The organism is Micromonospora sp. NPDC049139 (assembly GCF_055586845.1).
In genome coordinates this window covers 114265-141018 of record NZ_JBVJHK010000019.1, presented here as the reverse complement: position 1 = coordinate 141018, position 26754 = coordinate 114265, and the positions used below count along the sequence as shown (strand labels likewise).

Sequence of the window (26754 nt, the reverse complement as noted above, 5' to 3'; positions counted from 1 at the left end):
GGTGGGTGACGGTCCTCCGACATCGAGGTGCGGGGCCGGTGTCCCTCCGGCCCCGCACCGCACCTCAGAGGCGGGCGAGCGCCCTGCGCAGCGGGTCGAGCCCGAGCGAGCCCAGGTCGAGCGCCTGGCGGTGGAACTCCTTCAGGTCGAAGTCGGCGCCCTTGCGGGCCTTCGCCTCGTCGCGGGCCTGGAGCCAGATCCGCTCGCCCACCTTGTACGAGGGGGCCTGCCCCGGCCAGCCGAGGTAGCGGTTCAGCTCGAAGCGCAGGTTCTCGTCCGGCACCCGGCAGTGCGCCCGCATGAACTCCCAGCCCAGCTCCGGTGTCCAGCGCTCGCCCGGGTGGAAGCCGAACGGGTTGTCCTTCGGGATCTCCAGCTCCAGGTGCATGCCGATGTCGACGATCACCCGGGCAGCCCGGAACGCCTGCCCGTCGAGCATGCCGAGCTTGTCGCCCGGGTCGTCCAGGTAGCCCAGATCGTCCATCAGCCGCTCCGAGTAGAGCGCCCAGCCCTCGCCGTGCCCGGAGACCCAGCAGAGCAGCCGCTGCCAGCGGTTGAGCAGCTCGGCGCGGACCGCGGTCTGGGCGACCTGGAGGTGGTGACCCGGCACGCCCTCGTGGTAGACGGTGGTCACCTCGCGCCAGGTGGAGAAGTCCGTGACGCCCTGCGGCACCGCCCACCACATGCGACCGGGGCGGGAGAAGTCCTCGCTCGGGCCGGTGTAGTAGATCGCGCCGTCGCTGGTCGGGGCGAGGCAGCACTCGATCCGGCGGACCTGCTCCGGGATGTCGAAGTGGGTGCCGTTCAGGTCGCTGATCGCCTTGTCGGCGAGCGCCTGCATCCAGTCCCGGAACGCCTCCTTGCCCTGGATGGTCCGGGCCGGGTCGGCGTCCAGCGCCGCGACCGCCTCGTCGATGGTCGCGCCGGGGCCGACGATCCGGGCGGCCACCGCCCGCATCTCGGCCTCCAGCCGGGCCAGCTCCTCGAACCCCCAGGCGTACGTCTCGTCGAGGTCGACCCTGGCGCCCAGGAAGTACTGCGAGGCCAGCTCGTAGCGCTCGCGGCCGGCGGCCTGCTTCTCCCGGCCCAGCGGAGCCAGCTCGGTGCGGAGGAACTGCCCGAACTCGGCGGTCGCCGCGGTCGCCGCCGCCGCGCCTCGGCGCAGCTCGGCACCGAGGCTGCCGTCGGCGTCCAGCCGCTCGACCAGCCCGTGGAAGAAGTTGTCGCCGTCCGGGTCCGTCCAGATGTCGCACTGCTTGGCGACCTCGACCAACTGCACCCGGGAGCTGACGTGGCCGGCGGCGGCCGCCTCACGCAGCGTCGCCTTGTAGCCCTCCAGCGCGCCCGCGAAGCCGTTCAGCCGGGCGGCGATGTTGGCCCTGGCGTCGTCGCCCTCGGTGGGCATCAGGTCGAACACCATGCGGACCTCGTGCAGGCCGCTGGCGATCACGTTCACCTCGCTGGTCGTCTCGCCCGCCTCGTAGCGGGCGAGGTCGAGGCCCAGCCGCTCCTGCATGGCCTCCTTGGCGGTCCGTTCCGACTCTGATTCCGGCTCGGTCACGTCCAGGTCCGCCAGGGTCTGTCGGATCAGCCCGGCCCGGGCCGCGTATCCGTCCGGTGACAGATCGTCGAGCTGGCCGTCGTAGCCGGCAATGCCGACGTAGGTGGCGCCGGTCGGGCTCAGCGGCGCCCAGTCGGCCACGTACCGGTTCGCGAGGTCATCGATTCGTCCCACGCTGCGACCCTACGCGACGCGACCGCCGAGTTGTCGAGCGTGTTTGCGGTGTTCAGGGCAGCAGGTCGGCAGGGTCGAAGTCGATCGGGAACGGTGCGTCGGCGTGGAGCCGCTGCCCGCCGAGCGCCTCCGCCAGGATGACGTACGCACCTTCCTCGTCGAGCGAGTACAGCTCGACCGACACGTGCCGCAGCCGTCGGGTGATCTCGATCCGCATGAAGTAGGGCACCCCGCCCTCGGCGCAGCGGCGCGGCTTGTCCACGAAGTCCTGCCGCCGGCTCCCGGGGGAGACGAACTCCACGGCCATCGTGCACAGCTTCACCGGGATCCAGCGGTCCTCCTCGTCGTCCGCCGGGAGGGTGTGCAGGACGGTCACGTCCGGCTGGATCCACCGCTGCGGAGTGAAGGTGAGGTTCACCTGGCCGTACACGTAGAGGCCGGCTGTCTCCGCGGCCGGCCCGAGGAGACGGATCAGCTTGGCTTCCCCGTAGCTGTTGGTGCCCACCTCGGCGGGTGTCATGACCAGCCTTCCGTCGATGCACTCGTAACGCGCGGCCGGCACTTCCGGCAGCGGGAGGTAACGGTCGGCGAGTCGCGTCGTCCACATCCCGTCGAAATCGGTGAGCGGGTCGAACCGCATCGGCATCGCCATCGGGTGGCCACCTCCTCGGCTGGTCAACGTCTCCAATGTAAGTCGGTTGCTGTGGCGGTCGACACGGCGTCCGAAAGTCGCGGGACATTGTCGTGGGGCTGCGGCAGAGTGTCAGGAGTGACAGCGGATATCACCCCTGACCGGGCGGCGCTGCGGAGCTGGCTGCCCGGGTTCGTCGCGCTGGCGGCGATCTGGGGCTCCAGCTTCCTGTTCATCAAGGTCGGCGTCGAGGAGCTGCATCCGCTGCATCTCACCCTCTACCGGGTCGTCGCCGGCGCGGTGACGCTGCTGGTGGTGCTCGCCGTGCTCCGTGACCGGCTGCCCACCGAGCCCCGGGTCTGGGCGCACCTGGCCGTCGTCGCCGCGTTCGGCGTCGCCGTGCCGTTCACCCTCTTCGGCTACGGCGAGCAGCGGGTCGAGTCGATGCTCGCGGGCATCTGGAACGCGACCACCCCGCTGATCGTGCTGCCGCTGGCGGTGCTGGTGTTCCGCACCGAGCGGCTGACCGTCCGCCGCGCGGTCGGGTTGGCGCTGGGCTTCGTCGGCGTGCTGGTGGTGCTCGGTGTCTGGCAGGGCGTGGGCGGGGCGCACTTCGTCGGGCAGCTGATGTGCTTCGGCGCGGCCGCCTGCTACGGCGTCGCCATCCCGTACCAGAAGAAGTTCGTCGCCGGCAGTGCGCACTCCGGGCTCTCGCTCTCGGCGGCGCAGTTGCTGATGGCGGCGGCCCAGCTCGCGGTCGTCGCGCCGTTCGTCGCGGGGGCGCCGCCGGCGCCGACCGGCCTCTCGGTCGAGGTGGTCGCCAGCGTGCTGGCGCTCGGCGCGCTCGGCACCGGCCTCGCCTTCGTCATCAACATGCGCAACATCCGGGTCGCCGGGGCGAGCACCGCCTCCACCGTGACCTACCTGATCCCGGTCTTCGCGGTGCTGATCGGCGCCCTCGCCCTCGACGAGCGGCTCACCTGGCACCAGCCGGTCGGCGCACTGATCGTGCTGCTCGGCGTCGCCGTCTCGCAGGGCCTGATCGGCCGGCGTCGGCCGGCGGCCGACGCCGCCGCGCCGCCCGCGCCGGCCATCGTGCCGGCCACCCCTCGCTGAGCGGCCCCGGCCGACGTCGCCGGGCGGGCTGCGCGGGCCACCTACCGCTGGGCGGCGCCGCGCGGTGTCGACGGGGCGCCCCGGCCCGGGGCGGCCGGCGAGGCGAGGGTTCAGCGCGCGGCGTGCTCGCGCGCCCAGTCGACCAGCCGGTCGGCGTCCCACGTGTTGACCACCCGGTCGGCGGGCACCCCGCAGAGGGCGGCGCGCTCGCAGCCGAACCGCTGCCAGTCGAGCTGCCCCGGGGCGTGCGCGTCGGTGTTGATGGCGAAGTCGCAGCCGGCCTCCAGGGCCCGACGGATCAGCCGCTTCGGGGGATCCTGCCGCTCCGGCCGAGAGTTGATCTCCACGGCCACCCCGCGCTCGGCGCACGCGGCGAAGACGGCGTCCGCGTCGAAGTCGCTCTCCGACCGGGTACGCGGCCGGTGCGCCCGGTCGCCCGGCCCCTTCACGCCGGCCGGCCGGGACGACACCATCCGCCCGGTGCAGTGGCCGAGGATGTCCAGGTGCGGGTTCGCGATCGCGGCCAGCATCCGCCGGGTCATCTTCGTCCGCTCGTCGTTCAGGCCGCTGTGCACCGAGCCGACCACCACGTCGAGGCGGGCCAGCAGCTTCTCGTCCTGATCCAGCGAACCGTCGGCGAGGATATCGACCTCGATGCCGGTCAGGATCCGGAAGCCCTCCGGCAGCGCCTCGTTGACCTTCGCGACGTGGTCGAGCTGGCGGCGCAGCCGGTCCGCGGTCAGGCCCCGGGCCACCTTCAGCCGGGGCGAGTGGTCGGTCAGCACCAGGTACTCGTGGCCCAGCTCGACCGCGGCGAGCGCCATCTCCTCGATGGGGGAGCCGCCGTCGGACCAGTCGGAGTGGGTGTGGCAGTCGCCGCGCAGCGCGGTGCGCAGCGCGGTCGCCGCCGCGTCGAGGTCGGTGCCCTCGGTGGCGACCAGCCGGCGCAGGTAGACCGGCTCCTCGCCGGCGAGCGACTCGGCGACGCAGCGGGCGGTGACGTCGCCGACCCCGGACAGCTCGGTGAGCTTGCCGGTGCGGGCCCGCTCGGCCACCTCCCTCGCCGGCAGCGCGGCGAGGGCCGTGGCCGCCGACCGGAACGCCCGGACCCGGTAGGTCGCCTCGTTCGCCCGCTCCAGGAGGAAGGCGATCCGGCGGAGATCGGCGATCGGGTCCCGGGCGCTCATTCCAAGGAAAATACGCCTCCGCGCCGCCGGTCGCAGGGACGACCTGCGGCGCGGTCAGCCGGTCGTCGCCGGGGCCTTCGGGCAGCCGTGCCGGCGGTGCCACGCGGCCACCTCGGCGGCCGGCTCGCGGTTGCCCTTGCGCCGCCACGAGTTCAGGTAGGGCGCCGGCCAGACCACGCCCCGCCGGATCCACCAGCCGTCCCGGCCCGTACACGGCGGGGAGATGCCGAAGTGCAGGTGGCAGACGTTGTTCGCGTTGCCCGTCCGGCCGACCTCGCCGAGCAGCCGCCCCGCCCGCACCCGCACGCCGGCGTCGATCCCGTCGGCGATCCGGCGCAGGTGCGAGCCGTAGTAGCGCACCCCGTCGTCGCCGAGCAGCGAGACCGACAGCCCGCCGTTGTAGGGCCCTCGCGGCCCCCGCTTGTCGAACCGGTCCACCCGGCTGACCTCCAGGACGAGGCCGTCGGTCACCGCCACCACGGGCTCGCCGCAGTCGGCGAAGATGTCCGTCCCCGGGTAGGCCGAGTGGGTCGGGTGGTAGGCGACGTTCGCCGCGCGTACCGGAAAGACGTGCGGCAGCCCGGCGCGGGTCGGCACCGCCGACGGGCCGGTCGGGGCGGCGTCGGTCGGGACGGCGGACGACGGCGCCGGTTGCGCGGCCGTGGCCGGCAGGCTCGGGCGGGGGGTGCCGGGTGCCGTCCCGGGCCGGCTCGTCGCGCAGCCGGCGGCCAGCACCGGCACGAGCAGCAGCAGGACCGGGTACGCCGGACGCGCGCGGCGGCGTCGGATCGTCGGCGAGGGCATCCGGACATCCTGACAGAGTCGGTACGGTGGGACGAGCCGCACGGCAGAGGGGAGGCGCAGGTGACGACCGGACCGTACGCCTTCCCGCCCGACCCGGACCTGCGCCCGGCGCCGCGTGCCCCCTCGGGGCTCTTCCCCGCCGGGCCGCCGTCGCGGCCCACCTACCGCGAGCCGCACCCGGTCACCGGCGTGGGCGTCGCCGTGGGCGGCGGCGCGGCGACCGTCTGGCTGCTCCTGTTCGGCCTGCTCGGCCGCAGCGTGTCCGAGTACGCCTGGTGGACGGTGGCGGCTGGCGGCCTGGCCTGGCTGGCCGCGCTGCTGCTGGTCCGCGCCGGCGACCGGGGGGTGGCCACCGGGGTCGCGATCGTCACCGCCGGCGGGTGGAGCATCGCCGCCGCCGTCGTGGCGGTGCGCTGGGCGTCGAGCGGGGACTGGCCGCTCTGGTAGTCCCCGGTCCCGGGGAGGTCCGGGCGGCGGGCGCGGCTGCGCTGCGTCGCGGGTCGGCTGCGCAGCGAATCCCGTCTTGACGTGGCCGCACGGACTCGGCACTCTCGGCGGTATGGCCTGGACCACTCCGCGGCTCGATCCCGAGCGCAGCCGTCGTCGCCAGCAGCTCCTCGCCGAGTTGGCGGGTGCCCGGGCGGTCCGCCAGCGCGAGCGGCCGCAGCGGGTGCGGAGCGAGCGGCTGCGGGAACTCATCGCCACCCGCCGTCGCGTCGCCGGCTGAGAGAGTTTCCTCAGGATTGACCGGCCCTTCGGGGCGTTGACCGGTCGTCTGCCGACCCGACCGGCTAACGTGCACGCGTAACGGGTCGGCGTGCCGAGGCTTTTGGGGGGACCGTGTCGTACTTCGCTGCGGCGGTCGTGCGTGACGGCGGCGGCTGGACCGCGGCCGAGGTCAACCTGCGGGGCGTCACCGACGTCGACGACGTCGCCGACCGGCTGCGCGACGTCGACCAGGATGCCGACCTGTCGCTGCTCTTCGTCGAGGCGGACGACGCGTACCTGGTGATCCTGCGCCTGGACGAGGGGGAGGACCTGCGGGTCTTCGGCTCCGACTCGGCGTACGCGGAGGAGTCCCGGCTGGGCGCGCTGCTGGTGGGAGACCTCAAGACCTCGGTGACGGGGGTGGACGACACCGACGAGCCGCGCCCGGCCCCTTCCGGCGACGAGGAGAGCCAGCAGCCCGCCGTCGACCCCGAGGCCGACCCGGTCGGCGACGCCGACATCCTGGCCGACCTGGGCATCCCCGCGCAGAAGCTGCTCAACCTCTGCGTACAGGAGGGCATGATGCCCGCCGACGTGACCGCCGAGGTGTGCCTGATGCTCGGCTGCGCCGACGAGGTCGAGGAGCTGCGTGAGGTCTGACCCGTCCGGTGCCGCCGGGCCGGGTCGGTCGGGGGCCGGCGGCGGGGAGCCGGCCGACGCCACCGATCCGGCGCTGGAGACCGTACGGCCGGGGCAGCCGACCCCCGGCTCGGTCGGCCGGGTCGGGCCCGGCGCGCACGAGGGGCTGGCCGACCCGGACGGCGCCGGCCGGCGGCAGCGGCACGAGCTGTGGATGCGCCGGGCGCTGGAGGTCGCGGTCACCGGGCCGGCGGAGCCCCCCGGCGGCACGGGCGAGGACGCCTCCGACGACATCCCCGTCGGTGCCGTGCTCTACGGGCCGGACGGCGCCGAGCTGGCGACGGGGCGCAACGAGCGGGAGCTGACCGGCGACCCGACGGCGCACGCCGAGGTGCTGGCGCTGCGCCGGGCGGCGGAGCGGCTGGGCCGCTGGCGGCTCGACGGCTGCACACTGGTGGTCACCCTGGAACCCTGCACGATGTGCGCGGGCGCGCTCGTGCTGGCCCGGGTGTCCACTGTGGTGTTCGGCGCGTGGGAGCCGAAGACCGGGGCCGCCGGCTCGCTCTGGGACGTGCTGCGCGACCGCCGGCTCAACCACCGGCCGGAGGTCTACGGCGGCGTCCTGGAGTCGGAGAGCGCCGCACTGCTGCGCGCCTTCTTCCGCTGAGGCCGGGGCCGGTCCGCCCCGGGTGGGAGTCAGGCGGGCGGCAGCTCGACCGTGACGTCCAGCCCGCCGCCGTCGCGGGGCCGGGCCGTCACCGTGCCGCCGTGCGCCCGGGTCGCCGCCCGGACGATGGACAACCCGAGGCCGAACCCGCGGCCGCCGCCGACCCGCTCACCGGCGAGCCGGCGGAACGGCTCGAAGATGGCCGCCATCTCGTAGCCGGGCACCACCGGGCCGGTGTTGCTCACGGTCAGCGTCGACCGCCCCGCCACCACGCCGGTGCGGATCCCGACCCACCCGTCGGTCGGCAGGTTGTGCCGCAGCGCGTTCTCCACCAGGTTGGTGGTGATCCGTTCCAGCAGCACCGGGTCGCCGGTGACCGGCGCCGCCGCCAACTCCCGGTCCACCACCGGCCCGGTGCCCGCCCGGACCGCCTGGTCGACGACGTGCGCGGCCACCTCGGCCAGGTCCACCCGGGACCGGGCGGTGAGTTCGTTCTCCGAGTCGGCCAGGGTGAGCAGACCGTCGATCAGCCGCTCGTGCCGCTCGTTCACCGAGAGCAGCAACTCGCCCAGCCGACGGACGTCCTCGGACGCGCCCGGCCGGGTGACGGCCAGCTCGATCAGCGAACGGTTGAGCGCCAGCGGGGTACGCAGTTCGTGCGAGGCGTTCGCGACGAACCGGCGCTGCCCGTCGAACGAGCGGTCGAGCCGCTCCACCATCTCGTCGAAGGTGTCCGCCAGCTCCCGGACCTCGTCCCGTGGCCCGGAGAGGGAGATGCGTTCGTGCAGCCCGCGTCCGGCCACGTCGGCGCCGGCGATCCGCCGGGCGGTCCCGGTGATCTGGTGCAGCGGTTGCAGCGCCCGGCCGGCGACCAGCCAGCCGAACGCGATGGCCACCACGGAGACCAGGATCAGCGCGATACCGCCCTGGGTGAGCAGCGAGTACAGGGTCTGGTCCCGGGCGTCGTCCTGGGCCCTGCTGACCAGCACCCGCAGCTGTTCGGCCTGGACACCGTTGATCTTCGGCTCCACCCCCTGGACGACCGGCTTGGCGTCGCGCAGCGCCATCCCGAACGGCTGCGTCGTGCGCTGTTCGACCAGTACGTAGGTGACCGCGAGCAGGACCAACCCGGCGACCAGGAAAAGGCCGCCGTAGATCAGGGTCAGCCGGGCCCGGAGGGAGAGGCGCTTCACGAGATCCGGTATCCCACACCGGGCACGGTCTCGACCACCGGCGGGTCGCCCAGCTTGCGGCGCAGCTTCATCACGGTGACCCGGACGACGTTGGTGAACGGGTCGATGTGCTCGTCCCAGGCCCGCTCCAGCAGCTCCTCGGCGGAGACCACCGAGCCGTCGCCGCGCAGCAGCTCGACCAGCACCGCGAACTCCTTGCGGGACAGCGGCACGTACCGGCCGTCCCGGTGCACCTCGCGGCGGCCGGGGTCGACCACGATGCCGGCCCGGGCCAGCGTGGGCGGTGCGGCGGGGCGGGCCCGCCGGCTCAGCGCGTGCACCCGGGCGGAGAGTTCGACCAGGGCGAACGGCTTGGTCAGGTAGTCGTCGGCGCCGAGCGCCAGGCCGGCCACCCGCTCCCGGACGGCCGCCGCCGCGGTGAGCATCAGCACCCGCGTCTCCCCGCCGCCGTCCACGATCGCCCGGCACACCTCGTCGCCGTGCACCAGCGGCAGGTCCCGGTCGAGGACGACCACGTCGTAGTCGTTGACGCCGAGCCGCTCCAGCGCCGCGTCGCCGTCGTACGCGACGTCGACCGCGAACGCCTCCCGGCGCAGCCACTCGGCGATGCTCTCCGCGAGCAGGCTCTCGTCCTCCACCACCAGCACTCTCACCCGCCAATGGTGCCGCGCCCCGGATAACGCCGCCGTTAACGCCGCCGGTTACGCCCCGGATACGCCCCCTGTCGTCGACTGGTCGGGACGCCCGGTGGAGCGCCGGGCCGAACGGGGGGTGCCCGGCGACGTCCGCCGGGCCCGGAGAGGAAGCGTGTCATGCGACGAGGACTACTCGCGGTGCCGCTGCTGGTCGCCCTGGCCGTCGCCGGCTGCGGCGGGTCGGGCGACGGGCCGGCGGTGGCGACGGCGGGCGGAGGCGGCGGTGCCGAACCGGTGCCCGCCTCCGCCGCCGCCCAGCTCAGCGACGAGGAACGGCAGTTGAAATTCGCCGAGTGCATGCGGGAGAACGGGGTGGAGGTGCCGGACCCGGAGCCGGGCGGCGCGCGGCTGTTCCGGTTCGACGGGAAGACCGACCCGGGGAAGGTGCAGGCGGCCATGGAGAAGTGCCGGCAGCACCTGCCGAACGGCGGGGAGAAGCGGAAGCTCGACCCGGAGCAGGTGGAGCGGCTGCGCAAGTTCGCCGCCTGCATGCGCGAGAACGGCGTGCCCGAGTTCCCGGACCCCTCCGCGGACGGTGGCATCCAACTGCGGCCCGACGCCATCAAAGTCGACGACCAGCAGGTGAAGGCCGCGATGGAGAAGTGCCGGCAGTACTCGCCGAAGATCGCCGGAGCCGCCCGGTGAGCGCTCGTCGGTTCCGGCTCCGGACGGTCGCGCTGGCCGCCGCCGTCGTGGTCGCGGCCGGCGTCGGGGTCGCCGCCGCCGTGGGCTTCGACGGGACCGACCGCAGCACCGCCGCCGCCGACACCGCCCCGCCGGCCACCGCCACGGTCACCCGGCAGACGCTGACGGACGCCCAGACCGTCGACGGCGAGTTGGGGTACGGCACCACCCGCACCGCCTCCGCCCGGCTGAGCGGGACGATCACCGCGGTGCCGGACACCGGTGCGACGGTGAAGCGGGGTGGGCGGCTCTACGCCGTGGACAACGACCCGGTGGTGCTGCTCTACGGGTCGCTGCCCGCGTACCGGGTGCTCCAGCCCGGGGCGGAGGGGGCGGACGTCGAGCAGTTCGAGCGGAACCTGCGGGCGCTCGGCCACGACGGCTTCACGGTCGACGACGAGTACACCGGCAGCACCGCCGACGCGGTCCGGCAGTGGCAGGAGGAGCTGGGGCTGCCCGAGACCGGCCGGGTCGAGCCGGGCCGGATCGTCTACGCCGCCGGCGCGGTCCGGGTGGAGAGCCAGCAGGCGGCGCCCGGGGACGCGGCCCAGCCGGGCCAGGCGGTGTTGACGTACACCGGCACCAGCCGGTTGGTCACGGTGGAGCTGGACGTCGACGACCAGCGGCTGGCGAAGAAGGGCGGCGCGGTCTCCGTCAGCCTGCCCGACGGTGGGCCGGTCGACGGAAAGGTCGAGACCGTGCAGACGGTGATCGACGCCGGCACCGGCGGCGCGCCGGGCCAGGACAGCGAGGCCGAGACGAAGATCGAGGTCACCGTGTCGGTTGCCGACCCGGCGAAGCTCGCCGGCTACGACCAGGCGTCCGTGGAGGTCACCTTCACCGCGGCCGAGCGGCCAGACGTGCTGACCGTGCCGGTGGCGGCCCTGCTGGCCCTCGCCGAGGGCGGCTACGGGGTGGAGGTGGTCGACGCGGGGCGGAGCCGGATCGTCGCGGTCACCACCGGGCTATTCGCCGCCGGCCGGGTCGAGATCAGCGGCCCGGACGTGGCCGAGGGCATGACCGTGGGGATGCCGGCATGACCGCCGACGCCGTCGTGCTGGACGGGGTGAGTCGGACGTACCCGGGCGGGGTCGTGGCGCTGCGTGAGGTGTCGCTGCGGATCCGGCACGGCGAGCTGCTGGCGATCGTCGGCCCGTCCGGGTCGGGCAAGTCCACCATGCTGCACCTGATCGGCACGCTGGACCGCCCGTCCGACGGCCGGGTCCGGATCGACGGGTACGACGTGGCGACCCTGCCGGACCGCCAGCTGGCCGCGCTGCGGGCCCGCCGGATCGGCTTCGTCTTCCAGCAGTTCCACCTCGCCGTCGGCACGCCCGTGCTGGACAACGTCGCGGACGGGCTGCTCTACGCCGGCGTACCCCGGCGGGAGCGGCGGCGGCGCGCGGAGGCCGCGCTCGACCGGGTGGGGCTCGGGCACCGGCTGACGCACCGGCCGCACGAGCTCTCCGGCGGTGAGCGGCAGCGGGTCGCGGTGGCCCGGGCGGTGGTCGGGGAGCCGGCGGTGCTGCTCGCCGACGAGCCGACCGGCAACCTCGACTCGGTGGCCGGTGCCGGGGTGCTGACGCTGCTGCGCGAGTTGCACGTGGCGGGCACCACGGTCGTGGTGATCACGCACGACCGGGAGATCGCCGACGGGCTGCCGCGGCAGGTGCGGATGCGGGACGGCCGGGTGGTGGCCGACTCGGCGGCGCTGGTCTCCGAGGGGGTGTGCTGATGGCGGTGGACACCCGGCGCGACCGGCGTGGGCTGACGGTGGTGGACGACCGGCCGCGGCTGGTGCCGGCCCGGCTGGGGCCGGCCGACGTGCTCCGGGTCGGCGGGGTCGGGCTGCGCACCCGGCCGCTGCGCGCGTTTCTCTCCGCCCTGGGCATCGCGATCGGCATCGCGGCGATGGTGGCGGTGGTCGGCATCTCGTCGTCGTCCCGCGCCGACCTGGACCGCACCCTGGACCGGCTCGGCACCAACCTGCTCACCGTGGCCCCGGGCAGCACGCTCTTCGGCGACCAGGCGCGGCTCCCGGTGGAGTCGGTCGCCATGATCGGCCGGATCGGGCCGGTGACCGCGGTGGCCGCCACCGGGCAGGTGCCGGAGACCCCGGTCTACCGCTCCGACCGCATCCCGCCGGGCGAGACGGGCGGTATCGCCACCCGGGCCGCCCAGCTCGGGCTGGTCGACACCGTCGGCGCGACGGTACGCAGCGGCACCTGGCTGAACGCGGCCACCGAGCGGTACCCGGCCGTGGTGCTCGGCGACGCCGCCGCCCGGCGGCTCGGGCTCGGCGCGGCCGGCCCGGACGTGCAGGTGCACCTCGGCGGGCGCTGGTTCACCGTGGTCGGCATCCTGGCGCCGGCCCCGCTCGCCCCGGAGCTGGACGGCTCGGCGTTGGTCGGCTGGCCGGCCGCGGAGACGTACCTGAGCTTCGACGGGCACCCGACGACCGTCTACACCCGGTCGCGGGAGGCGTCGGTGGAGGCGGTCCGGTCGGTGCTCGGCGCGACCGCGAACCCGGAGGCGCCGAACGAGGTGGAGGTGTCCCGGCCGTCGGACGCGCTGGCGGCCGCGGAGGCCACCGACGAGGCGTTCACCGGCCTGCTGCTGGGCCTCGGCGCGGTGGCGTTGCTGGTCGGCGGTGTCGGGGTGGCGAACACCATGGTCATCTCGGTGCTGGAGCGGCGTGCCGAGATCGGGCTGCGGCGCTCGCTGGGCGCCACCCGGGGGCAGGTTCGCACCCAGTTCCTGGCCGAGTCGCTGCTGCTCTCCGCGTTGGGCGGGGCGGGCGGGGTGCTGCTCGGCATCCTGGTCACCGCCGGCTACGCGCTCTCCCGGGGGTGGCCGACCGTGGTGCCGGCCTGGGCGGTGGTCGGCGGCGTGGCGGCGACTCTGGCGATCGGTGGTGGCGCCGGCCTGTATCCGGCCGTCCGCGCCGCCCGGCTCGCCCCCACGGAGGCGCTGGCCTGACGGTTCGGGTGCGTCCGTGGTCGCCTGCGCGACCGGCGGACGCACCCGAACCGCGTCAGGCGGGGCTCGGGGCGGGGCGGAGCAGGGTGGCGGCCACCGCCTGCGCGGTCTCGGTCCACGGCGCCGGGCGCAGAGTGGCCGGGTCGAGCCGGACGATGGCGCGCCGGCCCTCGGCGTGCACCACCCGGCCGTCGACGGAGCGGAACTGGTAGGCGTACTCGGCGCTGCTGGTGCCGAAGTGTTCGAGCCAGAAGTGCACCGCCACGGGCCCGGTGCCGGTGATCGGGGCGCGGTAGGTGATGGTGAACTCGCGTACCGCGTGGAACACGTCGGGGGCGCTGCGCTGCCCGCCCTGGAACGAGACGCCCCGGGCGGCCCAGTACGGCGTCAGGGCCCGTTCCAGCAGCACCGCGTACCGGGCGTTGTGCAGGAGGCCGAGGGCGTCGAGGTCGTCGAAGTGCACCGTGACGTGCTCGACGTGACCGAACTCGACGGCGGGCTGGTCGGCGATGGCGTGGCTCATGAGCGGCCTTCCGGTAGCAGGGTGGGGTCGGGGCACAACGCCCGTAGGCGGTTCAGCAGGCCCTGGCGGGCGTGCCGGTAGGCGGTGTCGGGGTCCAGCAGCCGGGAGCGCAGCGCGGCGGTGATCCCGAGCGCGTCGATCTCGTACGCCAACTGCGGGACGTCGGTGTCGGCGGGCAGCTCGCCGGCGTCGACGGCCTCCCGGACGAGCCGCTCGAGGAACGCGGCCCAGCGGCCGAACACCTCGGCGAGCCGGTCCCGGACCGGGCCGGGGCGGGCGTTGTACTCGAAGTCGGTGCTGGCGAAGAAGCAGCCGCCGGGGAGCACCCGGGCGGCGTAGAAGTCGATCCGGGCCTGGTGCAACGCCCAGAGCCGCCGTACGCCGCCGGGGGCGCGCAGGGACGGGGCGACGATCCGCTCCTGCCACTGCTCCACGGCCCGGTCGATGGTGGCGAGCTGGAGCGCCTCCTTGGAGCGCCAGTGCGCGAACAGCCCGGACTTGCTGACCCCGAGCGTGTCGGCGAGCTGGGCGAGGGAGAGCCCGTGCAGGCCGACCTCGGTGGCCAGCACCACGGCGGCGTCCAGCGCGGCCGTGCGGGTCCGGTCGCCCCGCGCGACTCGTCCGTCGAGTGTCATGGGCAGAGGCTAATAAATAAGCACGACCGGTCGTATAGTTTTGTCGGGTGACGGTCGTCACGACACCGCCCCGCCGTCCAACGGACGACGGGGCGGCGGAGCCGAAGGGGAGGGGGATCAGGCGATGATCGTGTCCAGGGCGATCTCGACCATCTGGCTGAAGGTCTGCTCGCGCTCCTCGGAGGTGGTCTTCTCGCCCGTCTTGATGTGGTCGCTGACCGTCAGCAGGGTCAGCGCGCGGGCCTTGAACCGGGCGGCGATCGTGTAGAGCGCCGCCGACTCCATCTCCACCGCCAGCACGCCGTAGTCGGCGAGCGTGTCGTAGAGGTCCGGGCGGTCGGTGTAGAAGGCGTCCGCCGCCAGGATCGGGCCCACCCGCATGGCGATGCCGCGCCGCTCGGCCACCTCGACCGACGTGCGCAGCAGCCCGAAGTCCGCGACCGGGGCGTAGTCGATCAGCCCGTCGAAACGCATCCGGTTCATGTTCGAGTCGGTGGACGAGCCGATCGCCGCGATCACGTCGCGCAGCCGCAGGTCCTCGGTCAGGGCACCGCAGGAGCCGACCCGGATCAGCGACTTCACGCCGTACTCGTTGACCAGCTCGTGGGCGTAGATCGAGGCGGAGGGCATGCCCATGCCGGAGCCCTGGACGGAGACCTCGACGCCGTTCCAGCGCCCGGTGAAGCCCAGCATGCCCCGGACCGTCGAGTAGCACTTGGCGTCCTCGAGGTAGGTCTCCGCGATCCACTTGGCCCGCAGCGGGTCGCCCGGCATCAGGACCCGCTCGGCGATCTCTCCCGGCTTCGCGCCGATGTGCGTACTCATGGCAAAGATCCTGCCAGGCCGGAGGCGGGGACACCGGTTCGGCATCCAGACCCGCTGTCCTGTACCCTCGTCGGCGGTGGCGTGTCCGAGTGGCCTAAGGAGCACGCCTCGAAAGCGTGTGAGGGTTTACGCCCTCCGCGGGTTCAAATCCCGCCGCCACCGCTCGTGAACAGCGAGAACGCCCGGTCGATCCGCGAGGATCGGCCGGGCGTTCCGCTTGGTGGTCTCAGTTCTGGTCTCAGTTGGGTGCTAGTGCCGCGCGGCGGTGAGTGGTCATGACAGCTGGACCGATCTCGTTACGGTGTGCTCGTGGCGAATGGGACAGCTGGCTGGGGGATGAAGTTCCTGCTCTGGGTTGGGCTTCCTTTCCTCACCTTCCTCGGGCTGGCCCTCGCCGTACCCGACGTCGCTCCGGCCTTGCAGGCGAAGTCCGGTGACGGCACGGCGGGCACATTCACCGCGCGCTACGAGACGTGCGGCCGCAACTGCACCTGGCACGGCGACTTCGTCCCGGACGGGGGCGGGACGCCGCGTAACGACGTCATCGTTTACGACGGGCCGGATGGGCTGACCTCGGGGGCCACCGTGGCGGCCCGTGACACCGGCGCCCGCAGGGGTGTCTTCGCCGCCCAGGGCGGCAGTACTTGGCTGCTCTTCACCGGGCTCGCCGTGGCCGGCGCGCTTGCCGCGATCGGCTGGGTGGTCCTCCTGGTCCACGCGATAGCCAACCGGCGCCGGACGTAGCGGGAACCGACCGGGCCGGGCGACCGAGGAGTCCCCGGCTGGGGACGATCACACAGGTGACCGGGGTCGAGGCGACGGCGTGGCAGGGGCGTCTCATTTGTGGTCTCGTTCGCCACGGTCCGCAGGTGCACGCCTCCATTCGTCGGAGACCGTCATACCTGCTCGCGGCCACTACCGAACCACCACGGATGCATGGTCGCAGACCTCGAAAGCGTGTGCGGGGTTACGCCCTCCGCGGGTTCAAATCCCGCCGCCACCGCTCGTGAACAGCGAGAACGCCCGGTCGATCCGCGAGGATCGCACCGGGCGTTCCGCGTGTGGTCCCGGTTTCGGCGGTACGCGAGCGGGCGCGGCAACCCGGACGCCCGTCAGCGCCGGTCGAGTTCCGACTCCAGCCGCTGGATGAGCGTCTTGCGACCCTTGTTGTCGCGTTCGTTCCGCAGTGCCGCCTTGAGTTGGCCCGTGTCGAGGCCCCGGACGAGCTTGGCCGCCTCGGCAACCGGCAGCTCCGACAGCCGCCCGACCGACGTGGCGTTCCGGCGTGCGCGGCTGGCCCGCTCGGTGTTGGCGACGTACTGCTTGCCGGACCTCGACTCCTTCCGCTTCTTGGCGTCGGTCTTGCGCTGCTCCTCGTCGGAGAGCTGCTCCCAGGCCTGTTTGGGCAGGTATCGACTCGTCTCGTCGCCGTGCCGCGCCCGGGTGTCGCCTTCCCTGGTCTGCCAGTGCTCGCCGCCCCAACGCTGCAGGGACTTCTGCCGCTCGTCCTTCGGGCCCTCGTAGCCTCCGCCGCGCTTCTGGTACTCCTTGGTGAGCCGTTGCGACTTGCGCGCCGACCACTGCCCCTGCCTGCCGCCCTTGTCGGAAGCCATGATCTCTTCCTTGAGCTGTTCTCTCAGCTCGGGCTTCGTGTACCGCGCCATGTCCGGCGGATACCCGGCACTCCGCTGCACATGCCTGCCGCGCCCCCGACCCCGTCGACGCCCGGTCCATCCGCAAGGCGTAGCCGTCGGGCCGCGGTACCGCACGCCGCTGGTGTCGAAGACCGACCGGCGGAGTTCAGCAGGGGCTGTGGCCCTCCTCGAAGAGGCGCTCAGCCCACTCGGCGTACCCGACGATGATCTTGCGGACCGTACGCCCGTCGTGCAGGAACAGGTACGCGCGGTCGCCCCGCCGGGCGAGCAGCCCGGCGAACCGGTGCGTCCCCTGTGGAGCCTCCAGCTCCCGCGCCGACGGGTAGCGGCCCCAGACCTCGTCGACGGGGCTGCCAGCGGTGACGCCCTCCGGGGTGCGCGTCGCGTCGCCGAGCCAGAGCAGCACGAGCCGGTCGTCGACGAAGATCGGGCTGGTCGTGTCGTGTCCGGCGAGGGACGGGCCGCAGGCGTCGACGTCGGTACGCAGGATGCCCCGCCGGGTCAGCTCGTCCTCGGTGTCGCCGAACTCGACGTTGTGGAGCCCGTTCAGGCCGACCACGTCGAGGGCCCCGGCGGGCCGGCCGTCCATTTCGGGCAGTTGCGGGCGCGCGCCACTGCCCGCGATCGAGGCAGCCGTCAGCAGCGTCGCGATGAAGACGAATTGTCGCAATTTCATAGAATCCCCCAGTCCCCAACGGGGCCGGGGCGCTCAGGTTGCTGGTCGTTTCCAGATTGCCGGCTTTCCCACTCCTCGGCCAGCTCGTCCCAGTAGTCGGCGCTCAGCCGCCGGCGGCCGTGCGCGAGCCACCCGGCGGTGCTCCGCTCGACGTGCAGGCCCAGCTCGGCGAACGGGTCGATCCACGCGCCGGGCTCCGCGCCGAGCCGGGCGAGCGCGGCGTTGAGCGGCCACTCCGACCGCGGCCCGTCGAAGAGGTGGTCGACGCGCGGCCCCCAGCTCACCCCGCCGCCGAGCCACACCATCGCCGACTGGTAGCCGGCGCCGCCGGCGAACTCCGCCTCCAGGTACGCCACCGGACCCGACCGCGACCAGCCCGCGAGGACCCCGGCGAGGGCGGCCGACAGCACCAGGTGGAACGGCTCCGTCGGCGACCGTTCCGCCACGGAGAAGTCGGGCAGCGCCCCGGTCAGCTCCTCGACCAGTTGCGGGGTGACCGGCAGCAGCGCGAAGTCCTGGCGCAGCTCGCCGAGGACCGCGTGGTCGAGGTCGGCGGTCTGCTCGCGGAGCAGCTCGGCGTCCGCGACGACCGCGCTGAGCTGGTAACCCATCGGAGCCCTCCGCCGTCCACAGCCTGTGGATGGAACATGTGTACGACGGAACCGGCTCCGCCACCAACCACCGCACGCTACCCGCCCATCCCCGCCGCCGTGGGGACCGTCGACCCCCGCGATCTTGCACTTTCGGCCCCCGTTTCAGGCGGAATGCGCGCCTTCGCCCGGGCGCGAAGTGCGAGATCGCCGGGGTGGGTGGGGGAGGGCGGCGAGGTAGCGGGTGGCGAGGGTGTGGAGGAGGTCGTGGAGTTCGGGGGGAGCCAGGACCGTGAACGGGACGTCGAACTTGCTCAGGTACGTGGCCAGGTCGTGCAGCGAGTCGGTGCCGGTGACCAGCTCGCACGTCGCGTCGTCGATCGGGATGATCTCGCCGGAGGTGGGGGTGCTCCGCTCGGCCACCACGGCGGCCGGCGCCTGGAACCGGATGCGCGCCTGATACGCCCAGACCAGCGACCGGACCCCGCGCAGCACGTGCGCCGCCGCGTCGCCGCCCGGCGGCTCGCGCGGCACGAACCGTGGCCCGGCCGGCGGCAGCGGACGCAGCCGGTCGGCGCGGAACGTGCGCCAGTCCCGCCGGTCCGTGTCCCAGGCCAGCAGGTACCAGCGGCGGCCCGTGTAGACGAGGGTGTGCGGCTCGACGTCGCGCACGCTGGTGCTCCCGTCGTGGCCGGCGTACTCGAACCGCAGCCGTTCGTGCCGGTGGGCCGCCGCCGCGACGGTGGTCAGCGTGTCGGCGTCGACGGTCGGCCCGCCACCGGCCGCCGAGACCGTGGTGGTGCGCAGGGCGTCGACGCGCGGGCGCAGCCGCGCCGGCAGGGTCCGTTCGAGCTTGGTCAGCGCCCGCAGCGACACGTCCTCGATGCCGGTGACCGAGCCCGCCGCGGCCGCCCGCAGACCGACCGCGACCGCCACCGCCTCGTCGTCGTCGAGCAGCAGCGGCGGCAGCGCGGTGCCGGCGCCGAGGCGGTAGCCGCCGGCCGGGCCGGTGGTCGAGTCCACCTGGTAGCCGAGCTGCCGGAGTCGGTCGACGTCGTTGCGGACGGTCCGGGTGGTGACCGCCAACCGGGCCGCCAGGTCGGCGCCGGACCAGTCGCGCCGCTGCTGGAGGAGCGAGAGGAGCCGCAGGAGCCGTACCGAGGTTTCCAGCATTTTCCCGATTCTGCCCGAGATTGAGGAAGCTGGTGTTCCTCAACCCGTCCTAGCGTGAGGCCATGACGGAGACACTGAGACTGCGCGGCATGGCCAACGTCAGCTACTGGGCGGCGGACTGGCAGGCGGCCAAGGGCTGGTACACGGAACTGATCGGCTTCGAGCCGTACTTCCTGCGCGACGGCTACGCGGAATGGCGGCTCGGCGACCACCAGGACGAGCTGGGCCTCATCGACAGCCGCTACCGGCCGCCGGGCGCGACGTCCGGGCCGGGCGGCGTCGTCCTGTACTGGCACGTCGACGACGTGCACGACATGTTCGCGCGGCTGCTCGCCATGGGGGCCACCCCGCACGAGCCGCCGCAGGACCGCGGCAGCGGCTTCGTGACCGCCACCGTGGTCGACCCGTTCGGCAACCTGCTGGGCGTCATGTACAACCCGCACCACGTCGAGATCCTCGCCGGGCAGGGCTGACGATCGTGGACGAGGTCGAGATAATCCGGTGCGCGGACGCCGACGAGTGGGACGGGTGGCTCGCCGCGCACGCCGGCACCCGGTCCGAAGCCTGGCTGGCGATTCCCCGCAAGGGCTCGGGTGCGGTCGCCATGAGCGCGGCGCAGGCCGGCGACGTCGCCATCTGCCACGGCTGGATCGACAGCCACCGCCGCCGCCTGGACGCGACGCACTTCCTCCAGCGCTACTCGCCGCGCCGGCCGGGCAGCCCCTGGTCGCGGATCAACGTCGACCGCGTGGCCGCCCTGGAGGCGGCCGGCCGGATGCGCCCCGCCGGCCGCGCGCAGGTCGACGCCGCGAAGGCCGACGGCCGATGGGCGAGGGCGTACGCCCCGCAGCGCAGCGCCGCCGTACCCGAGGATCTCGTCGCGGCGCTCGCGGGCAGCGACCGTGCCCGCGTGGCGTTCGAGGCCCTGAGCCGCAGCGACCGGTACGGGATCTTCCTGCCGCTGCTCAAGGCGCGCACGCCGGCCGGACGGGCCCGCGCGCTGCGGCGGGCGCTGGCGACCCTGGAGGCCGCCACGATGCCGGCGGAGTGACCCCAGGTCGTCCGGGGCGGCGGAGTCTCCCGCCGCCCCGGACGCCGACCCGGTCACCGCCGCTCGGTCAGGGGCGCTCGGCGATCCGGCTGACGAACGCGCGCCACGCCGCCGGCGGGAAGGCGAGCGCCGGGCCGGCCGGGTCCTTCGAGTCGCGCACGGCGACGACGCCGGGCAGGTTGTCGGCGACCTCGACGCAGTTGCCGCCGTTGCCGCTGCTGCGGCTGCTCTTGCGCCACCGCGCGCCATTCAGCTCCATGTCTCCGCCACTTCCGAGATGAGATCGACAGACTGCCAGTGGGTCAGCGCCTCGCCGCGCACGTTCTCCCACGCAGCCATCATGGCGGCGATGTCCGTCGGGTCGCTAACCACTTGGCCCTGGAGTTGGTTGTCGAGATAGCCGGCGATCCGGTGGTCGTGGCTGTTGGCGATGACGAACGGCCCGTTCAGCCCCGCGTAGGCACCGACCGACGACGGCACGACGTGCACCCGGACGTGCGGCTCGGCGCACACCGTGACCAGGGCGTGGAGCTGCTCGCGCATGGTGGCCCGGCCGCCGACCGGGCGGCGCAGCACCGCCTCGTCGACGACGGCCGTGAACTGCGGCGGCTCGTCCTGCCGGAGGATGCCCTGCCGGGCGAGCCGGGCCGCCAGGTGCCGCTCGACGTCGCCCCGGGGGAACAGGCCTCCGCCGGTCAGCACGGCCCGGGCGTACGCCTCGGTCTGGAGCAGCCCGGGCAGCACCACCGACTCGTACGACCGCAGCGACACCGCCTCGCGCTCGATCTCCTGCCACGGACGGAACCAGATCGGGTCACGACGTCTCGAAGTGTCCGGCCAGATGTCCGACACGTCCCGGTGGAGGGCCTCCGCCGCCGCCAACCGATGTCGGGGATGCGGGATGCGGTCCTCCGTCAGCCAGCGGCCGACCGTCTTCGGATCGACCCCGACCTTCTCGGCGAGGGATTCGGTCGTGTGCCCGGTGTCGCTGAGCGCGACCCGCAGCGCGTCGTTCACGGGCTCCTCCCATCGGATGTCCCAAATATCTGGCGACCATACATTTACGCGGTGTATCTGTCTGCTCACTATCGGCAAGTTGGGGTGACGAAGGCGGCGCGGCCGGTGGAGGCGAGGGAGCCCGGCGGTCGTGCCAGTCGCGGGGCCGCCCCGGCGGGGAGGGCGGGGCGGCCCCCTCCAGCCAGCCCGCTCGTCGCGTTCCTCGTCGCGCTCCCGGAGGAGGCCCCGCCCGTGCCCACCCGCCAGCCGCCCGTGTCCACCCGCCAGCCGCCCGGCCCGGCACCGTTGCCCGTCCGGCCCGATGCCGTCGCCGGTCAATGCCAGCCGACCCCGCCCGCGCCTCGCCGGGAGCCTGCGCTTGACCGGGGGCCTGCGCCTCGCCGGGAGCCTGCGCCTCGCCGGGAGCCGCGGATGCCCCTGGCCGTCGGCGCGACGATCCGCGTGCCGGACGACGCGTACCGCTTCGGCGAGGGCCCGCTGACCCTGCGGATCACCGAGGTGCTGAGCATCGGCCCGTTCGAGGGACGGGTGTGGGCCGAGGTACGCGGCCACGAGGTCACCCCGGACGGCACCCTCCGAGCCCGCGCGCGCTTCGCCTTCGTCCGCGTCGACCGGGCCATGCTGATCTCCGCCGGCCCCGAGCCGGCCGGATCGACGACGCGACCCGCGCCCCCGTCGAACCACCCGGTCACGGTCGTCGCCGATCCGTCCGGGTCGGGCACCGGCGGCCCAGGGTCCGCAGAGGCAGCGGGGGCGGCCCGGCGGTGAGTCGACGCCGCGAGCACGTCCCGACCCGGCCCACCTGGCGCTGCCGGGTGTGCGGCATCGCCTGGCCCTGCTCGGCGGCGAAGCTGCGGCTGCTCGGCGAGTACCGCCACGACCGCGTCGCGCTCACCGTCTACCTGGCGACCCTCCAGGCCGAGGCCGCCGAGCAACTCGCCGGGCTGGACCACGACGTCAACCCCGCCGACCTGGCCGACCGCTTCGTCTCGTGGACCCGTGCGCGCGGATGACCGGCCAGGCTCACGTCGGGCGGCGCCGGCTCAGGCCAGCAGGTTGACCAGGGCGGCGAGCCCGACGACCACGATCGCGGCGCGCAGCGCCGCCGGCGGCAGCCGGCGCCCCCACCGGCCGCCGACCAGGCCACCCACCACGGAACCCACGGCGATCAGCAGCGCCGGCTGCCAGGCCACCGTGCCCAGGGCGATGAACAGGACCGCCGCGACCCCGTTCACCAGGCCGGCGAGCAGGTTCTTGACCCCGTTGACCCAGCGCAGGTCGGTGGAGAGCAGCACCCCGAGCAGCCCCAGCAGCAGCACACCCTGGGCGGCGCCGAAATAGCCGCCGTGCACCCCCGTGGCGAACACACCGAGGAGCAGGAGCGGCCCGATGTGCCGGACCTCCCCGTCGGCGGGCGGCGGCGCGTCCGCCCGGCCCTGCCGCCGGCGGGCCAGCGCCCGGGCCAGTTGCGGCTGCACCACCACCAGCACCAGCGCCAGCCCGATCAGCGCCGGCACGATGGCCCGGAACGCCCCCGGCGGCAGCCGCAGCAGCAGTACGCCCCCGGTGATCCCCCCGAGCACGCTCGCGACGCCCAGCCGCGCCAGCAGCCGGCCGTGCCCGGCAAGGTCACGGCGATAGGCGTACGCCCCGGAGAACGACCCCGGCACCAGCCCGACCGTGTTCGACACGTTCGCCACCACCGGTGGATAGCCCAGGGACAGCAGGACCGGGAAGGTCACCAGCGTGCCCGAGCCCACCACCGCGTTGATGGCACCGGCCGCGACCCCGGCGGCCAGCACCGCCAGCATCTCGGCGGCGTTCAACATCGTGTTCATCTGTGTCCGCGCCTTCCCCGGGCCGGTCGTCGCCCTCAGGTCGCCGCCGCCCGGATATCTCGCTGTCGAATGCGGCTGCCAGCGTATGGTTCCGGCCCTGCCGGTTGATCGACCTGCGTCGGAGATCACCTCTCGACCGGACGCCCGGGGCCGACGCGGAACAGCTGGACCCGCCGCTCGACGGCCGACCGACTCGGCAGGGGTCTGTCCCGAGCTGGGACCAAGTAGCTGGGAGACGACGAAGGGCCGGTCCCCGATGGGGCCGGCCCTCGCGTTGATGCTGCTCAGGTGAGCGGAGGATACGAGATTCGAACTCGTGAGGGTGTGAACCCAACACGCTTTCCAAGCGTGCGCCCTAGGCCTCTAGGCGAATCCTCCGCAGAAGAGGATACAGGTCCCCGGCGGGTCGGCCACCCCACCACCCCCTGAAGATCGACCCGGAGTCGGGTAGGCTTGGTGGCACCCCCCGTGCGGCGTGCATCTCGTGAACCTCCCCAGGGCCGGAAGGCAGCAAGGATAAGCGGGCTCTGACGGGTGCACGGGGGGCCTTTCTGTCTCCGGGTGCCGGTAACGTCCCTGCGGGTCAGGTCACCGGCGGGGTGGGTGGTCACCCGCGGCTGACCGGCGCAGAATGGCTCGGTCGAGAGGAGGCGGGACGGGTGGCACTGGCGCTCTACCGCAAGTACCGGCCACGCACCTTCGCCGAGGTCATCGGGCAGGAGCACGTCACCGAGCCGCTGTCGCAGGCGCTGCGCAGCGGGCGGCTCAACCATGCGTACCTCTTCTCCGGTCCCCGGGGCTGCGGCAAGACCTCCAGCGCCCGCATCCTGGCCCGCTCCCTCAACTGTGAGCAGGGTCCCACCCCGGAGCCGTGCGGGCAGTGCGAGTCGTGCCGCTCGCTGGCCACCGACGGCGCCGGCTCGATCGACGTCATCGAGATCGACGCGGCCAGCCACGGTGGCGTCGACGACGCCCGCGAGCTGCGCGAGAAGGCGTTCTTCGCGCCGGCCCGCAGCCGCTTCAAGATCTATGTCATCGACGAGGCGCACATGGTCTCGTCGGCCGGCTTCAACGCCCTGCTCAAGCTGGTCGAGGAGCCGCCGGAGTACGTCAAGTTCATCTTCGCGACCACCGAGCCGGAGAAGGTCCTCGGCACGATCAAGTCGCGGACCCACCACTACCCGTTCCGGCTGATCCCGCCGAAGGTGCTCCGGCCCTACCTGGAGCAGCTGACCGAGGCGGAGGGCGTGGCGGTCGAGCCGGCGGTCTTCCCGCTGGTGGTGCGCGCGGGCGGCGGCAGCGCCCGGGACAGCCTCTCCGTGCTCGACCAGCTCATCGCCGGGGCCGGGCCGGAGGGGGTCACCTACCCCCGCGCCGCCGCGCTGCTCGGTGTCACCGACGCCGCCCTGATCGACGAGATGTGCGACGCGCTGGCCGCTGGCGACGGGGCGGCCGCGTACGCGACCGTCGACCGGGTGGCCGAGGCCGGGCACGACCCGCGCCGGTTCGCCTCGGACCTGCTGGAGCGGCTGCGCGACCTGATCGTGCTCCAGCAGGTGCCGGACGCCGCCGCCAAGGGCCTGATCGACGGCCCGACCGACCAGATCGAGCGGATGACCGCCCAGGCCCAGCGGCTCGGCCCGGGCACCCTGTCCCGCTGCGCCGACATCGTGCACAACGGTCTCGTGGAGATGCGCGGCACCACCGCGCCTCGGCTGCTGCTGGAGCTGATCTGCGCCCGGATGCTGCTGCCCGGCGCCGACGACACCACCGGCGGCCTGCTCCAGCGCCTGGAGCGCATGGAGCGCCGGCTCACCCTCGCCGGCACCGACGCGCCGCTGGCCGTCGCCGGCCCCGCGCCGGCCGCCCCGGCTCCGGTACGCCCCGACGCTCCCGCCGCGACCGCGGCTGTCGCCGCGCCCGACCCGGGGCCCGCCGGCCCGCCGGCGGCTGCCGCCGCTCCGTCCGGTGTCGCCGCCGCCCGCGCCGCAGCCGGGGCTGCCACCGGTTCCCGGTCGGCGGAGGCGGTCCCGGGTGCCGCGGACCCGGTGGGTGCCGGTGGCCCGCCCGCCGATGCTCCCGCCCGCCGTCCGGTGCCGCCCTCGGCGGTGATGCCCGACCCGGCCACCCCGGAGCCGCCCCGCCCCGGCGCGGCTCCGGCGGGCGCGCTGGACGCCGTCGCGGTGCGCCGGGTCTGGCCGGACATCGTCGCCAAGGTCAACCGGATCAAGAAGCCGGCCGCCGCGCTGATGCGCGACGCAGTGGTCCGCGACGTGGACGGCGACACCCTGGTGCTGACCGTCAAGTCGCCGGTGCTCGCGCAGATGATGGGCAACCACACCTCGGTGCTGGCCGAGGTGCTGTACGAGGAGTTCGGCAGCCGCTGGCAGATCCGCTGCGAGGTGGCCGGCGAGCGGGGTGGCGCGTCGCTCGGTGGCCCGTCCCGGCCCGCCGCTCCGGCCCGCCCGGCCTCCCCGCCCCCGGCCGCCCCCGTCCACCAAGCCCCGGGCGGCGCCGGCCCGTCCGGCAACGGCGCGGGCGGCGGCATGTCCGGCGGTCCGAGCGGCCCGAGCGGTGCAACCGGCGGGCCCGATGGCGTGGCCGGTGGGCCTCGTGGCGGCGCGGGCGGCCAGGGCGGGCCGGCCCGTCCGGCGTCCGGCGCGGGTGCGGCGCGGGGCGGCAACACGTCCGCCGACGACGCCGGGGACTGGCCCGAGGCGGCCCGGCCCGGCGGGGGCGAGGACTGGCCCGAGCCGGCCCGCCCGGGTGGCGCGGCCGGGGGCGCCGACGACTGGCCGGAACCGGCCCGGCCGGGTGGCACGTCGGGAACCACGTCGACGGCCACCTCGACGGCGGGCGCGGCGACGACCACCGCACCGGCGGGCAGCGCGTCGGTGACCGCCGCGCCGGCCGTACCGCAGCCGGCCGGTCCCTCGGCGGCGCCGCAGCAGGCCGCGCCCGCCGGTCCCCCGGTGAGCAGCGCGATCGCGGCGGCGCGGGCGGCTGCGGCGGGACGCGGTCCGCGGCCCGCCCAGGCGGCCCGGAAGACCGCGGACGCCGACTGGGCCGGCGAGCCGCCGTACGACCCGGACTTCGACGGGCCGGTGCGCGGCGGCGGGGGACGCCCCGGCGGCGCCCAGCCGGCGAGCCCGACCTACGAGGGCTTCGACCCGGGCGACGAGCCGCTGGACGAGGTGCTCGACGAGAAGACCGCGCGGGAGTCCAGCGAGGAGCAGGCGGTACGGCTGCTGCGCGAGGCGTTCGGCGCGGAGAAGATCGACGAGGTGGACGCCCGGTAGGGCAAGGCCGGGCGGGGAAGCACCGGGCGGGGCGAGGCCGCTTCCAGCGGATAGGCTGAGCGGCGGCCGAGCAGACGAGTGCGAGAAGGAGCCATCCGTGCGCCCAGGTGGACAGCCGAACATGCAGCAGATGCTGAAGCAGGCGCAGAAGATGCAGCAGCAGATCGCCAAGGCCCAGGCCGAGCTGGCCGAGGCCGAGCTGACCGGCACCGCCGGGGGCGGCCTGGTGACCGCGACCGTCGCCGGCACCGGGGAGCTCAAGGCGATCAAGATCGACCCCAAGGCGGTCGACCCGGAGGACGTGGAGACCCTGGAGGACCTGGTCGTCGCGGCGATGCACAACGCCGCCGAGGCGGCCCGGGAGCTGACCGAGAAGAAGATGGGCCCGGTCACCGGCGGCATGGGCGGCCTCGGCCTGCCCGGTTTCTGAGCGG

At 74.2% G+C, this 26754-nt stretch carries 32 protein-coding genes, 2 tRNA genes and 1 other RNA gene; 18 read left to right on the top strand and 17 right to left on the bottom strand.

The window, feature by feature from the left end; translation table 11 throughout:
- Positions 1 to 64: 64 nt before the first annotated feature.
- Together ACZ6Q9_RS27255 and ACZ6Q9_RS27250 are read right to left on the bottom strand one after the other, a co-directional pair.
- Positions 65 to 1735, bottom strand: a complete 1671-nt coding sequence (locus tag ACZ6Q9_RS27255; RefSeq protein WP_393268578.1) for a DUF885 domain-containing protein — start codon at positions 1733 to 1735, stop codon at positions 65 to 67.
- Positions 1736 to 1787: 52 nt separating this feature from the next.
- A complete protein-coding gene (locus tag ACZ6Q9_RS27250) occupies positions 1788 to 2387 on the bottom strand; it encodes a Uma2 family endonuclease (protein ID WP_393268576.1) in 600 nt (199 codons plus the stop codon).
- 117 nt (positions 2388 to 2504) lie between these two features.
- On the opposite strand from ACZ6Q9_RS27250, the gene ACZ6Q9_RS27245 reads away from it, so the two are divergent.
- The gene (locus ACZ6Q9_RS27245; protein ID WP_396830066.1) at positions 2505 to 3482 is read left to right on the top strand and encodes a DMT family transporter; all 978 of its coding nucleotides are present in this window, start codon (positions 2505 to 2507) and stop codon (positions 3480 to 3482) included.
- Between the two features lie 110 nt (positions 3483 to 3592).
- Here the strand turns inward: ACZ6Q9_RS27245 and ACZ6Q9_RS27240 are convergent, their stop codons facing one another.
- Both ACZ6Q9_RS27240 and ACZ6Q9_RS27235 read right to left on the bottom strand, forming a co-directional pair.
- Positions 3593 to 4669: a PHP domain-containing protein gene (locus tag ACZ6Q9_RS27240; protein ID WP_393268571.1), complete on the bottom strand. Its 1077-nt coding sequence runs from the start codon at positions 4667 to 4669 to the stop codon at positions 3593 to 3595.
- A gap of 54 nt (positions 4670 to 4723) precedes the next feature.
- The gene (locus ACZ6Q9_RS27235; RefSeq protein WP_393268568.1) at positions 4724 to 5473 is read right to left on the bottom strand and encodes a M23 family metallopeptidase; all 750 of its coding nucleotides are present in this window, start codon (positions 5471 to 5473) and stop codon (positions 4724 to 4726) included.
- A gap of 60 nt (positions 5474 to 5533) precedes the next feature.
- Between ACZ6Q9_RS27235 and ACZ6Q9_RS27230 the strand changes: the two genes are divergently transcribed.
- From ACZ6Q9_RS27230 to ACZ6Q9_RS27215, 4 genes are all read left to right on the top strand, one after another.
- A complete protein-coding gene (locus tag ACZ6Q9_RS27230; protein ID WP_393268567.1) occupies positions 5534 to 5920 on the top strand; it encodes a hypothetical protein in 387 nt (128 codons plus the stop codon).
- A gap of 112 nt (positions 5921 to 6032) precedes the next feature.
- Positions 6033 to 6200, top strand: coding sequence for a hypothetical protein (locus ACZ6Q9_RS27225; protein ID WP_350709602.1), 168 nt, complete (start codon positions 6033 to 6035; stop codon positions 6198 to 6200).
- Positions 6201 to 6313: 113 nt separating this feature from the next.
- The gene (locus tag ACZ6Q9_RS27220) at positions 6314 to 6841 is read left to right on the top strand and encodes a tRNA adenosine deaminase-associated protein (RefSeq protein WP_396830067.1); all 528 of its coding nucleotides are present in this window, start codon (positions 6314 to 6316) and stop codon (positions 6839 to 6841) included.
- Positions 6842 to 7034: 193 nt separating this feature from the next.
- On the top strand, positions 7035 to 7487 hold the full coding sequence (locus ACZ6Q9_RS27215; RefSeq protein WP_393268592.1) for a nucleoside deaminase: 453 nt from the start codon (positions 7035 to 7037) through the stop codon (positions 7485 to 7487).
- 29 nt (positions 7488 to 7516) lie between these two features.
- Here the strand turns inward: ACZ6Q9_RS27215 and ACZ6Q9_RS27210 are convergent, their stop codons facing one another.
- Both ACZ6Q9_RS27210 and ACZ6Q9_RS27205 read right to left on the bottom strand, forming a co-directional pair.
- Entirely contained in the window at positions 7517 to 8680 is a 1164-nt protein-coding gene (locus ACZ6Q9_RS27210; protein WP_396830068.1) for a sensor histidine kinase, read from the bottom strand.
- Positions 8677 to 9333, bottom strand: coding sequence for a response regulator transcription factor (locus tag ACZ6Q9_RS27205; protein WP_396830069.1), 657 nt, complete (start codon positions 9331 to 9333; stop codon positions 8677 to 8679). Before ACZ6Q9_RS27205 ends, ACZ6Q9_RS27210 begins: the two co-directional genes overlap by 4 nt.
- A 159-nt stretch (positions 9334 to 9492) precedes the next feature.
- Here ACZ6Q9_RS27205 and ACZ6Q9_RS27200 point away from each other — a divergent pair, with 159 nt between their 5' ends.
- Genes ACZ6Q9_RS27200 through ACZ6Q9_RS27185 form a run of 4 tightly spaced genes read left to right on the top strand, consistent with a single transcriptional unit; the run spans position 9493 to position 13038 of the window.
- Positions 9493 to 10020, top strand: a complete 528-nt coding sequence (locus ACZ6Q9_RS27200; protein WP_396830070.1) for a hypothetical protein — start codon at positions 9493 to 9495, stop codon at positions 10018 to 10020.
- Complete coding sequence (locus ACZ6Q9_RS27195; protein WP_396830071.1) at positions 10017 to 11099, top strand: efflux RND transporter periplasmic adaptor subunit; 1083 nt, start codon at positions 10017 to 10019, stop codon at positions 11097 to 11099. The genes ACZ6Q9_RS27200 and ACZ6Q9_RS27195 overlap by 4 nt, the downstream gene beginning before the upstream one ends.
- On the top strand, positions 11096 to 11794 hold the full coding sequence (locus ACZ6Q9_RS27190) for an ABC transporter ATP-binding protein (RefSeq protein WP_396830072.1): 699 nt from the start codon (positions 11096 to 11098) through the stop codon (positions 11792 to 11794). Before ACZ6Q9_RS27195 ends, ACZ6Q9_RS27190 begins: the two co-directional genes overlap by 4 nt.
- The gene (locus tag ACZ6Q9_RS27185) at positions 11794 to 13038 is read left to right on the top strand and encodes an ABC transporter permease (RefSeq protein ID WP_396830073.1); all 1245 of its coding nucleotides are present in this window, start codon (positions 11794 to 11796) and stop codon (positions 13036 to 13038) included. The genes ACZ6Q9_RS27190 and ACZ6Q9_RS27185 overlap by 1 nt, the downstream gene beginning before the upstream one ends.
- A 55-nt stretch (positions 13039 to 13093) precedes the next feature.
- Here ACZ6Q9_RS27185 and ACZ6Q9_RS27180 read toward each other — a convergent pair whose 3' ends face one another.
- The 3 genes from ACZ6Q9_RS27180 to deoD all read right to left on the bottom strand — a co-directional run bounded on the left by ACZ6Q9_RS27180 (position 13094) and on the right by deoD (position 15021).
- A complete protein-coding gene (locus ACZ6Q9_RS27180; RefSeq protein ID WP_396830074.1) occupies positions 13094 to 13561 on the bottom strand; it encodes an acyl-CoA thioesterase in 468 nt (155 codons plus the stop codon).
- Positions 13558 to 14196, bottom strand: coding sequence for a TetR/AcrR family transcriptional regulator (locus ACZ6Q9_RS27175; RefSeq protein ID WP_396830075.1), 639 nt, complete (start codon positions 14194 to 14196; stop codon positions 13558 to 13560). The genes ACZ6Q9_RS27180 and ACZ6Q9_RS27175 overlap by 4 nt, the downstream gene beginning before the upstream one ends.
- A 117-nt stretch (positions 14197 to 14313) precedes the next feature.
- A complete protein-coding gene (deoD, locus tag ACZ6Q9_RS27170; RefSeq protein ID WP_393268550.1) occupies positions 14314 to 15021 on the bottom strand; it encodes a purine-nucleoside phosphorylase in 708 nt (235 codons plus the stop codon).
- 75 nt (positions 15022 to 15096) lie between these two features.
- Between deoD and ACZ6Q9_RS27165 the strand changes: the two genes are divergently transcribed.
- Both ACZ6Q9_RS27165 and ACZ6Q9_RS27160 read left to right on the top strand, forming a co-directional pair.
- A tRNA-Ser gene (locus tag ACZ6Q9_RS27165) sits at positions 15097 to 15183 on the top strand.
- A gap of 147 nt (positions 15184 to 15330) precedes the next feature.
- Positions 15331 to 15765 (top strand): hypothetical protein, encoded by a 435-nt coding sequence (locus ACZ6Q9_RS27160; protein WP_396830076.1) that lies wholly within the window; start codon positions 15331 to 15333, stop codon positions 15763 to 15765.
- A 368-nt stretch (positions 15766 to 16133) separates the two neighbouring features.
- On the opposite strand, the gene ACZ6Q9_RS27155 is transcribed toward ACZ6Q9_RS27160, so the two are convergent.
- The 4 genes from ACZ6Q9_RS27155 to ACZ6Q9_RS27140 form a co-directional block, all read right to left on the bottom strand.
- Positions 16134 to 16685: a hypothetical protein gene (locus ACZ6Q9_RS27155; RefSeq protein WP_393268545.1), complete on the bottom strand. Its 552-nt coding sequence runs from the start codon at positions 16683 to 16685 to the stop codon at positions 16134 to 16136.
- A gap of 136 nt (positions 16686 to 16821) precedes the next feature.
- Positions 16822 to 17316 carry a hypothetical protein gene (locus ACZ6Q9_RS27150; RefSeq protein ID WP_396830125.1) on the bottom strand — a complete coding sequence of 165 codons (495 nt, stop codon included), beginning with the start codon at positions 17314 to 17316 and terminating at the stop codon, positions 16822 to 16824.
- A gap of 32 nt (positions 17317 to 17348) precedes the next feature.
- The gene (locus ACZ6Q9_RS27145; protein WP_396830077.1) at positions 17349 to 17963 is read right to left on the bottom strand and encodes a hypothetical protein; all 615 of its coding nucleotides are present in this window, start codon (positions 17961 to 17963) and stop codon (positions 17349 to 17351) included.
- 144 nt (positions 17964 to 18107) lie between these two features.
- Positions 18108 to 19115, bottom strand: a complete 1008-nt coding sequence (locus tag ACZ6Q9_RS27140) for a helix-turn-helix transcriptional regulator (RefSeq protein ID WP_396830078.1) — start codon at positions 19113 to 19115, stop codon at positions 18108 to 18110.
- 62 nt (positions 19116 to 19177) lie between these two features.
- On the opposite strand from ACZ6Q9_RS27140, the gene ACZ6Q9_RS27135 reads away from it, so the two are divergent.
- Complete coding sequence (locus ACZ6Q9_RS27135; protein WP_396830079.1) at positions 19178 to 19588, top strand: VOC family protein; 411 nt, start codon at positions 19178 to 19180, stop codon at positions 19586 to 19588.
- A 5-nt stretch (positions 19589 to 19593) separates the two neighbouring features.
- Positions 19594 to 20166: a YdeI family protein gene (locus ACZ6Q9_RS27130; RefSeq protein WP_396830080.1), complete on the top strand. Its 573-nt coding sequence runs from the start codon at positions 19594 to 19596 to the stop codon at positions 20164 to 20166.
- A gap of 67 nt (positions 20167 to 20233) precedes the next feature.
- Here ACZ6Q9_RS27130 and ACZ6Q9_RS27125 read toward each other — a convergent pair whose 3' ends face one another.
- A complete protein-coding gene (locus ACZ6Q9_RS27125; RefSeq protein ID WP_357456327.1) occupies positions 20234 to 20425 on the bottom strand; it encodes a DUF397 domain-containing protein in 192 nt (63 codons plus the stop codon).
- Positions 20416 to 21183 (bottom strand): helix-turn-helix domain-containing protein, encoded by a 768-nt coding sequence (locus ACZ6Q9_RS27120; protein ID WP_396830081.1) that lies wholly within the window; start codon positions 21181 to 21183, stop codon positions 20416 to 20418. Before ACZ6Q9_RS27120 ends, ACZ6Q9_RS27125 begins: the two co-directional genes overlap by 10 nt.
- A gap of 411 nt (positions 21184 to 21594) precedes the next feature.
- Here ACZ6Q9_RS27120 and ACZ6Q9_RS27115 point away from each other — a divergent pair, with 411 nt between their 5' ends.
- Both ACZ6Q9_RS27115 and ACZ6Q9_RS27110 read left to right on the top strand, forming a co-directional pair.
- Complete coding sequence (locus ACZ6Q9_RS27115) at positions 21595 to 21951, top strand: hypothetical protein (RefSeq protein WP_396830082.1); 357 nt, start codon at positions 21595 to 21597, stop codon at positions 21949 to 21951.
- On the top strand, positions 21948 to 22196 hold the full coding sequence (locus ACZ6Q9_RS27110) for a flavin reductase (protein WP_396830084.1): 249 nt from the start codon (positions 21948 to 21950) through the stop codon (positions 22194 to 22196). Before ACZ6Q9_RS27115 ends, ACZ6Q9_RS27110 begins: the two co-directional genes overlap by 4 nt.
- A gap of 30 nt (positions 22197 to 22226) precedes the next feature.
- Here the strand turns inward: ACZ6Q9_RS27110 and ACZ6Q9_RS27105 are convergent, their stop codons facing one another.
- Both ACZ6Q9_RS27105 and ACZ6Q9_RS27100 read right to left on the bottom strand, forming a co-directional pair.
- The gene (locus ACZ6Q9_RS27105; protein ID WP_396830085.1) at positions 22227 to 23021 is read right to left on the bottom strand and encodes a sulfite exporter TauE/SafE family protein; all 795 of its coding nucleotides are present in this window, start codon (positions 23019 to 23021) and stop codon (positions 22227 to 22229) included.
- A 293-nt stretch (positions 23022 to 23314) separates the two neighbouring features.
- Positions 23315 to 23399 (bottom strand) — tRNA-Ser (locus ACZ6Q9_RS27100).
- A gap of 82 nt (positions 23400 to 23481) precedes the next feature.
- Between ACZ6Q9_RS27100 and ffs the strand changes: the two genes are divergently transcribed.
- The 3 genes from ffs (at position 23482) to ACZ6Q9_RS27085 (ending at position 26750) form a co-directional block, all read left to right on the top strand.
- An RNA gene (gene ffs, locus ACZ6Q9_RS27095) (signal recognition particle sRNA small type) lies at positions 23482 to 23572 on the top strand.
- Positions 23573 to 23680: 108 nt separating this feature from the next.
- Positions 23681 to 26320 carry a DNA polymerase III subunit gamma and tau gene (locus ACZ6Q9_RS27090; protein ID WP_396830086.1) on the top strand — a complete coding sequence of 880 codons (2640 nt, stop codon included), beginning with the start codon at positions 23681 to 23683 and terminating at the stop codon, positions 26318 to 26320.
- A gap of 121 nt (positions 26321 to 26441) precedes the next feature.
- A complete protein-coding gene (locus tag ACZ6Q9_RS27085) occupies positions 26442 to 26750 on the top strand; it encodes a YbaB/EbfC family nucleoid-associated protein (protein ID WP_218106165.1) in 309 nt (102 codons plus the stop codon).
- Positions 26751 to 26754 lie beyond the last annotated feature (4 nt).